At 59.1% G+C, this 10021-nt stretch carries 12 protein-coding genes; 3 read left to right on the top strand and 9 right to left on the bottom strand.

Features of this window, described 5'->3' with window-relative positions; genetic code table 11:
- From GIW28_RS29880 to GIW28_RS29850, 7 genes are all read right to left on the bottom strand, one after another.
- Nucleotides 1–1515: transporter substrate-binding domain-containing protein (locus GIW28_RS29880; protein WP_236490473.1), on the bottom strand; the 1515-nt coding region annotated here is incomplete at its 3' end.
- 6 nt (nt 1516–1521) lie between these two features.
- Nucleotides 1522–2166 (bottom strand): response regulator transcription factor, encoded by a 645-nt coding sequence (locus GIW28_RS29875; protein WP_026013841.1) that lies wholly within the window; start codon nt 2164–2166, stop codon nt 1522–1524.
- Between the two features lie 262 nt (nt 2167–2428).
- Nucleotides 2429–3145, bottom strand: a complete 717-nt coding sequence (locus GIW28_RS29870) for an MgtC/SapB family protein (protein ID WP_017138996.1) — start codon at nt 3143–3145, stop codon at nt 2429–2431.
- Nucleotides 3146–3719: 574 nt separating this feature from the next.
- Entirely contained in the window at nt 3720–4301 is a 582-nt protein-coding gene (locus tag GIW28_RS29865; protein WP_186617366.1) for a GNAT family N-acetyltransferase, read from the bottom strand.
- Nucleotides 4302–4314: 13 nt separating this feature from the next.
- Nucleotides 4315–4659 (bottom strand): FKBP-type peptidyl-prolyl cis-trans isomerase, encoded by a 345-nt coding sequence (locus tag GIW28_RS29860; RefSeq protein WP_186617364.1) that lies wholly within the window; start codon nt 4657–4659, stop codon nt 4315–4317.
- 94 nt (nt 4660–4753) lie between these two features.
- Nucleotides 4754–5374 carry a transglycosylase SLT domain-containing protein gene (locus tag GIW28_RS29855; protein ID WP_017138992.1) on the bottom strand — a complete coding sequence of 207 codons (621 nt, stop codon included), beginning with the start codon at nt 5372–5374 and terminating at the stop codon, nt 4754–4756.
- A 123-nt stretch (nt 5375–5497) separates the two neighbouring features.
- Nucleotides 5498–6466 (bottom strand): hypothetical protein, encoded by a 969-nt coding sequence (locus tag GIW28_RS29850; protein WP_017138991.1) that lies wholly within the window; start codon nt 6464–6466, stop codon nt 5498–5500.
- A 171-nt stretch (nt 6467–6637) separates the two neighbouring features.
- On the opposite strand from GIW28_RS29850, the gene GIW28_RS29845 reads away from it, so the two are divergent.
- The 3 genes from GIW28_RS29845 to GIW28_RS29835 all read left to right on the top strand — a co-directional run bounded on the left by GIW28_RS29845 (nt 6638) and on the right by GIW28_RS29835 (nt 8805).
- Nucleotides 6638–8134: a PAS domain S-box protein gene (locus tag GIW28_RS29845; protein WP_169987077.1), complete on the top strand. Its 1497-nt coding sequence runs from the start codon at nt 6638–6640 to the stop codon at nt 8132–8134.
- A 132-nt stretch (nt 8135–8266) separates the two neighbouring features.
- Nucleotides 8267–8518 carry a CsbD family protein gene (locus GIW28_RS29840; RefSeq protein WP_017138989.1) on the top strand — a complete coding sequence of 84 codons (252 nt, stop codon included), beginning with the start codon at nt 8267–8269 and terminating at the stop codon, nt 8516–8518.
- A gap of 14 nt (nt 8519–8532) precedes the next feature.
- Nucleotides 8533–8805, top strand: a complete 273-nt coding sequence (locus GIW28_RS29835; RefSeq protein WP_017138988.1) for a DUF1652 domain-containing protein — start codon at nt 8533–8535, stop codon at nt 8803–8805.
- Between the two features lie 119 nt (nt 8806–8924).
- Here GIW28_RS29835 and GIW28_RS29830 read toward each other — a convergent pair whose 3' ends face one another.
- Together GIW28_RS29830 and GIW28_RS29825 are read right to left on the bottom strand one after the other, a co-directional pair.
- Nucleotides 8925–9233: an RcnB family protein gene (locus GIW28_RS29830; RefSeq protein ID WP_017138987.1), complete on the bottom strand. Its 309-nt coding sequence runs from the start codon at nt 9231–9233 to the stop codon at nt 8925–8927.
- A gap of 119 nt (nt 9234–9352) precedes the next feature.
- Entirely contained in the window at nt 9353–9811 is a 459-nt protein-coding gene (locus GIW28_RS29825) for an REP-associated tyrosine transposase (RefSeq protein WP_236490472.1), read from the bottom strand.
- Nucleotides 9812–10021 lie beyond the last annotated feature (210 nt).

Raw genomic sequence — 10021 nt, 5'->3', positions numbered from 1 at the left:
GTCCAGTATCGAGTACAGCTCCAACTGCCCCCGGTTGACCCCGAACGTCATACGCACAGGTTCAGAGCCGACGGTGCTGGTCACGTGCAAGCGATCGCGGTACTCAAAGGCGATCAGGTAACGCGCATAGATCAGTGAACTGACGGCACCCTCGGCGCTGCCATTGGCCACCAGAGCCATGGCATCCGTAGGATTTTTCGCCTCCACAAACTGGATACCGGGATAGTCGCGATTGATGACGTCACGCAGCGCATTGCCGCTGGGTATTACCAGGCGTTTACCCAGCATATTTTCCAGTGTCATGGTGCCAGGCGTGTCGGTACGGGTGACCAGCACCAGTGGATTGGTCAAGTAGGGCCGCGTAAAACGCACCTGGTCAGAGCCTTCGAGGCTGGGCGTGACCACCGCCATCATGTCCGCCCGGCCGGAACGGACCGCCTCTATTTGCTGAGGCATTGAGCCGCCCGGGACCACATCGAACTTCAAGCCGGTGCGCAAGCTGATCCGGGATAGAACGTCTGCACTCAAGCCCTCTGATTGCCCTTGTGCCGTGAAGGATGCCAACGGCAACATCTGGTCGGACGCTACCACCCTCACCCGTGGGTGTTTTTCCAGCCAGCGTTGCTCGCTGGTGCTTAAGCGCAGGCGCTCGGTCCCCAGAACACCAAGATTGCCAGCACTCCAACGGCGCAAAATATCCAGCTGCTGGTTAGCCGGAATCGACCTCAGCGCGCTGTTGATGATGCGCAGCAAGCGAATATTGTCCCGGGCCAGCGCGAACGCAAAGGCGTTGGACTCCAAAGTGGAAAAGTCCGCCAGCTGTACATTGTTGAGGTGGTTGCGGTTGATCTGGTAGTGGGCGGTGATGGCGTCTCCGAGGTAGACATCGGCACGGCCAAAAGCCACGGCGCCGATGGCTTCGAAGACCGACGCAAACAGTTCCACATGGGCCTTGGGGTAAAACGCCTCGACCACATCGGGCGGCATATAGTGATAAAGCATCGCCACACGCTTGCCGGCCAGGTCGACACTCAGGGACTGGGTGTCTCCGGTACGGGTGACCAGGATGGGCTGATCATTGGCATAGGAGCGCGAAAGGACGAGTTGCGGGTCCCCCGCTTCAAACCCGTTGGCCGACCCCAAGAAATCGATAGAGCCCTGCTTGAGCGCCTCAATCACTTCATCACGGGTGTCATAGCGGCGCACTTCAACGCTGACGTTGAGCGCCTGGGCAAGCAACTTGGCATAGTCGGCGGTGACGCCTTCCAGTTCATCGTTATTGTTGGTCAGTTCGAAAGGCCCGTAATCGGGCGCGGAAACCCCCATCCACAGCGTGCGGCGCTCACGCAGCCAGTGCCAGTCAGCGTCCCCCAGCACCACGGGCGGGCCATTCTCGTCGAGGCTGGAATGCCCCAGCAACCGCAAGGTGTGGGGCTCATCAAGGGCCGCAGCGAGCAACGGCAGCAGGCTCATCAACACCAGCATGATCAACCGTCGGACCTGGGCAAGGATCATGTCGATTCAGATCAGATGATTACGCTGGGCAAACTTGGCCATGTGCACCACAGACGTCATCCGCAGCTTCTCCTTGAGCCGGGTCTTGTAGGTGCTGATGGTCTTGTGGCTCAGCAGCATATCTGCAGCAATTTTGTTGTTGGTAAAACCCAACGCCAACATCCTCAGCACTGCCAGCTCGCGGTCTGAAAGCGAGTGCACCAGCTCGTGCTCGGTGGTCTGCAAATCATCACGACGCACCGAACTGCTCGGCAGACTGGGGAAGCAGTTGTAGTTGGACATCACCGCCTTAATGGCTTTTTGCAGCTCCTCCAGCTCTCCGGTCTTGGCGACAAACCCCATGGCGCCTGCACGCATGCACCGCGTGGAAAAAAACTCCGGCAGATACGACGTCAGTACCAGAATTTTGCACGGCACACCCAGCGCCTTGACCCGGCTGATCACCTCCAGCCCACCCAGTTTTGGAATGGCCAGATCGAGAATAATCAAGACTGGACGCTTCTCTCTAACCTTCTGAAGCGCGTCCGCCCCCGTACCGGCTTCCTCGATGTCAGTGAAGCCTTCGCACTTGAGCAAATGCTTGACGGTTGCCCGTATAAACGGATGATCGTCCACAACTAACACGGTCCCACTACTTAGCGCTTTGCTCATATCACTACCCTGAAAAGAATAAGTACCCTTACACATCACACGGGACACCACTACCTGTGAGAAATGACAGTTTCGACCAGCGGTACTGCCGTCACTCAGGTGGTCCGCTTCTATCGAAGTCACATCGAGCACGTATAGCCAAACCGTGACCACCGGCTAGCTGCAAGTGCGCAACCTTAACAACGAAATGACGTATTGACCGAAGGGGCAATCCCAATCAGATGTAGGATTTTTCTTCGCAAAAGTAGCCGTTGAGCGCGTGTCAGTCAGTGGTACTCGGGCTCCAGAACGCTTGCACCACCAGTGTCGAGGTGGAAATTCGCGCCACCAGCGCGTCCAGTTCGTCGCCGTCTACCGAGGTCGCGGCCAGGGTGGCCTCGATCTCCACTTCTTCGCTGCCGAACGGCCGCACATCGACGTCGCTGGCCGGGTAGTTGCACCGCGCCAGTTCGGCCTCCAGCAGCACCATCACTGCCTGCTGCTGGCTGCGCTGGGCGATGACATAGAGGATGTTGGTGACCTCCGCCGACACCACGTCCAAAGGCTGACGGTTGATGTTATTGACGATCGGCCGCAGCAAGGTGTTGGCCGCCAGCACAAATAGCGTGCCCAACAGTGCTTCGAGGATCAGGTCAGCCCCCGCACACGCCCCCACCGCTGCCGAAGCCCACAACGTCGCAGCAGTGTTGAGCCCACGCACGTTGCCTTCCTCACGCATGATCACGCCAGCGCCCAAAAAGCCGATGCCCGAGACCACGTACGCAACCACCCGCACCGCGCCTTCCGCGCCACCCAGGCGGTTGGCCATGTCGACGAAGATCGCCGCGCCCACTGCCACCAGCACATTAGTGCGCAAGCCCGCCGTGCGCTGGCGGTACTGGCGTTCGAAACCGATCAAGCCACCGAGGATAAACGCCGCGGTAAGGCTGACCACGGTATCGACCAACGAGTTGAGGTTGATGTTGTTGATTGCCTGCATAAAAATTCTCCATGACTGCTGCGCATGCCAGAAACCTTAGTGCAGGTACGACCGACTGCACCGTCCCCGTTTAAAGGCACAGTCAGCTTGGCCCGCCCGCCGTAAAAGGCAGGCGCGTCCGTAGCATCCCAAGTGATTTGAGGTGCTGGTCAGCGTCGATGAGAGGGATGCAGGCAGGTGCCAGGACTGGCCGCTGCCGGAATGCCGCTTCTCGCTTTTTGAGGCGAGACAACGGCATCAGGAAAAATGCGCGTTACCTTGCCAAGTATGTGCCAGTTACCGAAACCGGCCGACGACTGTCGCTCGAACAAGTACCCACTGAGGGTCTCCGCTATTGATGAAAACGCGCGGAGTTTACGCCGCGTTTTCGAGGGAGTAAACCGTAGGAGAATTTACCATAGGGGTTTAGGTGGATTGTTCAGGGTGAGTTCAGCAACTGTTTTTTGGGTCACGCCGAAGATCAACTGTGGGAGCTGGCTTGCCTGCGATGGCGGTCTGTCTGCTGGAGGTTTATTACCTGACACTGCGTCATCGCAGGCAAGCCAGCTCCCACAAGGAGTGTGCACGTCCGCTATTACGGCATATCGGGCCGATCCCGCTCAACCCGTTTCAAGTACTCGTCCATCTGCCCACCTGCCAGCGGCTTGACCTGAATAGACACCCTGTTGACCTGCCGTCCCATCCTGATGCCTTCACGCGTGCGCACCTGCACATACCCAAGCTTGGGCCAGAAGCGCTCGGCCTTGGTATTGCCGACCACCACCGTCAACCGCAGCCACTGGGCACCGTTGCTCACCGTCCACGCTTCAAGATCGGCATGCAATTGTCGCGCGAACCCGGTGCCATGCAGGCGCGTATGCACCAGCAGCAAACCGATATGCCACACGCCGACGGCCAGCAAGTCGGCCGCGATGTTCACGACGGCGGCCAGTTGGTCCTGCGTATCGCGATAACCCAGCCAGTACATCCGGCTGCAACGCCAACCTGCCGGCAACTGACCCTGTAACTCTTCGTGCGCTTCGGTCGGTGTGGCCGGCTCACCATTGACCGCGATGAAATACTCGGGTGCCTGGTCAAAAAAACACTGCAGTTCGGCCGCGTCGCCGTCGTGCAGTTCAACCACTCGAATACCTTCGAGTGCGCAATCAACCTCCATGTTTACTTCCCCTTCAATCGTCGCGCGTCAGCACTTCCAGCAACTCGATTTCAAAGCGCAGATTGCTGTTGGGCGTGATATGCGCGCCCATCGAACGCTCGCCATAGGCCAGGTGCGCCGGCACAAACAGTGTGCGCACGCCACCCACCTGCATGCCCATCAAGCCCTGGTCCCAGCCCTTGATTACGCGCCCGGTGCCGATCACGCACTGGAACGGCTTGCCGCGCTCCCAGGACGAATCGAACACGGTGCCGTCTTCGAGGATGCCGGTGTATTGGGTGGTGATCAGCGCCCCCTTGACCACGGCTTTGCCGGTGCCCAGGCGGGTGTCGGTGATCTGGAGTTCATCGTTGCTCATGGGGCTCTCGTTGGATGAGTTAAGACTGGGGTTTTCCCAGAATAAAATGAGCTTGGCAAGTGCGCCCTCGCCACACCCTTATGCCGATCGTTCCTTACAACCAATGCCAGAACCGGCTCCAGAAACCCCGGCCCAAATCATCCTTACAGCGCGCATATTGCGCCGCGTACATCTGCGAGCGCGCCTGCACCTTGCTCGCCACCGGCGGCAGCCAGGCTTTGGCCGCATAGGTACGTTGGCGATAGCCGCCCCAGCCTTCGTGGTAGTTCAGGTATTGGCCGTAGGCGTCGTATTTGTACACGCCGTTGATGGTGTAGGTCTTGTCCATGTACCACCCCACAAAGTCGATGGAGTCATCGAAATCCTGACGGCTCGCACCGCTGCGGCCGGTGCTCTTGCGGTAGTCGTTCCACACTTCATCCTTGGCCTGGGAATAGCCTTCGGCGGTGGACACGCGCCCCCAGGGGATGATCCATAGCAGGTATTTGCGTGGTGTCTTGGCATCCTGGCGGAAGCCCGACTCTTGATACATGATCGCGAACGGCACCTGGATCGGCACGCCCCAGCGCTTTTGCGTGACCTTGGCGGCGTCGTACCAGTCATCTTTTTCACGGAAGATGCCGCAGATGTCGTTTGGCGTGCGTGGCGGCGAAGTACCGCACGCCGCCAACAGGGAGGTGAGTAATAACAGTCCGACAGCTTTGCCTGCGCTCAAGGGGCACCTTTGCGTGATACACGTAAAAGGCCGGTATTTTACGCATTCATTCGAGCGCAGGGGGTAGCGAGTTCACTCCATAACCAGCTTCCACAGGCGGCATCCATGCCGCACATGCTCAGCTTAAGCCAACGGCACGCGACGCGTGGTCAGCGCGGTACGACCCACAAAGAAGCTCAAGGCTGCACCCAGCAGCAACATGGCCAAGGTGCTCCATGCAGCGCGGGACAGCTGCTTAGCCGCTACTTCACCGGCTTCACGGGCTTTCTGTTCGGCTTGCTGTTTCAGCTCATCGACCTTCTGCATGGCTTGCTGATAAGCCTGGGCATAGTTGTCGACGATCTGCGTGGCTTCGGCTTTGCTCTTGCCGGTACGGGCGGCCACGATGTTGACCAGCGCGTCTTTGTCCGCAGCATTCAACGCAGGCTCGCCGGAGGCTTTGACGCGTTCGAACCACTGCTTCAACTCATCACCGGCCTGGGCAGGGTTGGTCGCGGCGTCCTTGGCCGATTGCTTGCCGTCGGCGGCGGCCTGGTCGGTTTTCTGCTCGACGTTGGCAGGGTCCAGCTCAGGCTTGCCGCTTTGCTTGAGCAAGGTGTCGAGTTGGCCTTGCAGGCTGTTCCAGTCCAGTTGGATACCCTGCTCGTTCAACTGCTGCTTGATGCTGTTGCCGATCCCAGGCGCAGCAGCGGCGATACCACTGCCGGCGGCGGACAAGCCTTTGCCTACTACGTTACCGGCGGTGCCGACCACGCTGGCGGCCAGGCCAGCCAGCAGCCAGGTGGTGAGCAAGGTGGTGAAGGTCCAGGTCAATACGCCGTGCAAGCCGCCACGGTCCGGTGCAGTGCGCCCGGCCACAAAGGCGCCGAGGCCGACAGCCACCAGGGTTGAGACAAACAGCCAGATCCCGGCGCCGGTGCCGAAGCCGCTCAGGGGGTTGCCCGCTTCCATCGGGTTGACGGCACTGGCGCCGATGGCCGTGCCGAGCACGCTGAGTACCAGGTAGGTCACCAGGGCAATTGCACTACCGGCCAGCACAGAGCTCCAGGACACGCGAAACGGTGAACGATTGGTTTCATAGACAGTTGTCATGATTAATCCTTTGAGTGGTTGACCGTATCAGTCTGGCGAGACCGCTGCCGGTCGTCCCCGCTCAAATGCACCAGAGCATCTGGTGCATTCGCACCCCGCAACGGGCACGTTGTGTGCACTATCCTGATGCCTGGGTGTCGTACCCTTCATGCGCCCATCCCCGGAGAGACCATGACCCAGGACGTTCTTGCCAAAGAAACCAACCGCCGCCAATTGCAGCAGATCATCTCCGGGTTATCGGACGGTGTGATCCTGGCCGAAGTCGACCAGACCATTCTGTGGGCCAACGAAGCCGCGCTGGCCATGCACGGGGTCAGTGAGGTCGAGCAGCTCGGCGCCAATACCGAGCAATACGCCAAGCGCTTTGCCTTGCGCTATCGCAACAACCATCCTTTGCCGCTGGACAGCTACCCTCTCAGCCGAATCGCAGCCGGTGAAGAATTCAGCGATGTGGTGGTGGAAGTCACCCCCGTTGACGACGAGGACCGCAGTTGGGTGCATCGCTTGCGCAGCCTGGTGCTGACGGACGCCCACGGTGAACCGGAACTGCTGGTGCTGATCCTCAGCGACGCCACCGAATGGGCCAGCGCCGAGCAGCGCTTCGAAAAAACCTTCAACGCCAACCCGGCACCCGCGGTGATCTGCCGTCTCAGCGACCTGCGCTACATCAAGGTTAACCAGGGTTTCCTGGAGATGACCGGTTACAACCGCGATCAGGTCATCGGCAAATCCGTCTATGAACTGGATGTACTGGAACACGCCGATCGCAAGGACCTGGCCATTCAGCGCCTGAGCGAAGGTGCGACCATCCCGCAGATGCAGGCTGAACTGCGCCTGCCCGAGGGCGGCAGCAAACTGGTGATTGTCGCCGGCCAGCCGTTGGACATGAACGAGGAAGACTGCATGCTGTTTTCCTTTACCGACCTGGAGCCACGGCGCAAGGCAGAAATCGCCCTGCGCCAGAGCGAAGAACGGTTCGCCAAATCCTTTCGCCTCACGCCGGTGCCGACCCTGGTGTGCAACGCCGCCAACCGGCAAGTGGTGGACATCAACGAAGCGTTCATGAACATCACCGGTTACATCAGCGAAGAGCTGATCGGCAAGAACGTTGAGGACATCAACTTCATCGACAGCGCCCCTGCTGGAGCGCAGTTGTTCGCCACCCTGGAAAAAGCCGGCAACCTCGAAGGCCAAGACCTCAAGGTGCGCAAGAAAGGCAACGAGGTGATCGACTGCGTGGTCTCCGCCGACACCGTGATTATCGAGGACGTGCCCTGCTACCTGTTGGTGATGATGAACATCACCGAACGCAAACGCTCGGAGCTGGAGCTGGTGGCGGCCATTGAGGAGGTGATGCAAGACGCCTCCTGGTTCAGCCAGACCCTGATCGAGAAACTGGCCAACGCCAAGAGCGTCAACAGCCCCAACCTGCCGAACGTAGCCTTCACCGACCTCACCGCCCGTGAGCGTGATGTGCTGGGTTTGATCTGCGAAGGCCTGGCCGACAAGGAAATTGCCTCGCGCCTGAAGCTTGCGCCCAACACCGTGCGTAACCACGTGGCCACGGTGTACTCCAAACTCGGTGTGCACAGCCGCAGCGCGGCCATTGTATGGGCCAGGGAGCGCGGCTTGTTTGCCGGCGAACTGCGCGTCAAAAGCAAACCATAGAGTGCAAATGCACTAGTGCGACCAGTGCAAATTCGCCTTATTGCGCTGGCGTACGCTGCTTAACCTTGAAGGGTGGGCACAGGGCCTTTGGTCCCGTGCCGTAATGGTTTGATCTCTTCCAAGGAAAGCACGATGAAAAGCGAACAAGTCAAAGGCGCCGTAGAGAAGGTTGCCGGCAAGGCCCAGGGCTTTATCGGCGACCTCACCGGTGATGAACAATTGCACGCTGAAGGTGTGGCGCGTCAGGCCGCAGGTCAACTGCAGCAAACGTACGGCGACGCGCTGGACACTGTCAGTGATTTCGCCAAAAACAAACCCCTGGCTACCGTGGCTGTCGTCGCCGGTATCGGCCTGCTTGTGGGCCTGTTGCTGCGTCGTCGTTGAGGAGGCAGAGGCCCATGTTTACCCTCTCTCAATTGCGCAACTGCATCGAAGAAGGTTTATCACCGCTGACCTGCGAGTTCACCCTGTGCCGGGACGCGTCCCTGACCCTCAAGGTCTACGACGCCGAAACCGGCCGTGTTGATCTGGTGGTGACAGGCATCAGCACCAACCGGCTGCAAACCGCGCAAGAAGTGGCCAAGATGGTTGAAGAGTTGCGCTACGAACTGCAAAGCAACAACGTCGGCAAGCTCACACTGGATGATCTGCCTTCAACGACGGCCCAATGAAAATGAAGGCAGGCTGATCTCCAGGTCGACCTGGGTGACGCCGAGGCCGAAGTGATGGGTGAGGTAACACGACCGGTGTGGCCGGTTACCTTAACGCAAGAGCGAGGAAAACAGACCGATCACCGCTTGACGGGGGTGATCTCAAGAATGGTGCCGTTGGTGGTTTTGAGCAGCACAAACTTGTCACCCACCCGCGCCCATTGGCTGTCTGCCTCAGGCTGCTTGAGGCCGCGTTTTTTCCAGTCGCTGACCGCCGATTCCTTGCGCATCAGGATATCCGGGGCGCGATCACCTTCTTTCAGATCCCGCGTATTGATGCTGGAAGGCTGCACGGTTTCCTGGGGTGTATCACCGGCCTGCACGACAAAGCTGACGGTGGACAGGCCAGCGGTGAGCAGCAGGCAAGCGGCTAGGGTCTTGGACTTCATGGGTGCTCCTTCAATGAATGATGCGTACCCAGGTTCCGACCGCAGGCGCATGGAATCATTCAAGTTTGCACCCTTCCTGTGGCAAGGGAGCTTGCTCCCTCGCCACAAGGGCGCCGGGTCTATAACCAGGCTGCGTCCCAGAGCGGATAATCGCCGATATGTTCAGCCAACCCAGCGCGCAATGGGTTGCCAATTATGTAGCGTGCGATCTTTATAAGATCCTCCTCAGCGCGCGCTGCGCGATCATGGTACCCGCACTGCCAGAACGCGCCCCGTGCATGACAGGCTCGATTGATGGTCAATGTGCTGCGCGACTTCACCCTTTTCATCACTTGCGGCAACGATGCGGCTCTGAGTTCAAATAGCCAATGGAAATGGTCTGGCATGATGACCCAAGCCAAAGAGTTAACCATCTCAAGGTCATGAGCCTGTTTGAACTCTGCCACCAACAACCGCCCCAAGCGAAAATTGGCAAACACCGGGCGGCGCTGATAGACCACAGCAGTTACCAAGTAAGCCCGACCCGTCTCTGAATAACGGCCACGTCGCAATAGGTGAGAATTGGGTTTCTGAAGCAATCCTTTGCTCTCCGATTGAATGAATGATCCATTCACCCTAGCAAGCCACAGCAATACCTCCGTTCAATTCAGTTTCCCAATATGTCACGCCCCTCCACTGTGGCGAGGGAGCTTGCTCCCGCTGGGCTGCGCAGCAGCCCCAAAAAGGCTGGCCGAGTAACGCCTGAACCAACGCTGTGGGTCGATTGGGGCCGCTTCGCTGCCCAGCGG

The organism is Pseudomonas sp. PA-5-4B, assembly GCF_021606215.1.
GTDB classification, from domain to species: domain Bacteria; phylum Pseudomonadota; class Gammaproteobacteria; order Pseudomonadales; family Pseudomonadaceae; genus Aquipseudomonas; species Aquipseudomonas edaphica.
Note: the sequence above shows the minus strand (reverse complement) of the source record. Positions and strands in the feature narration are given on the sequence as shown.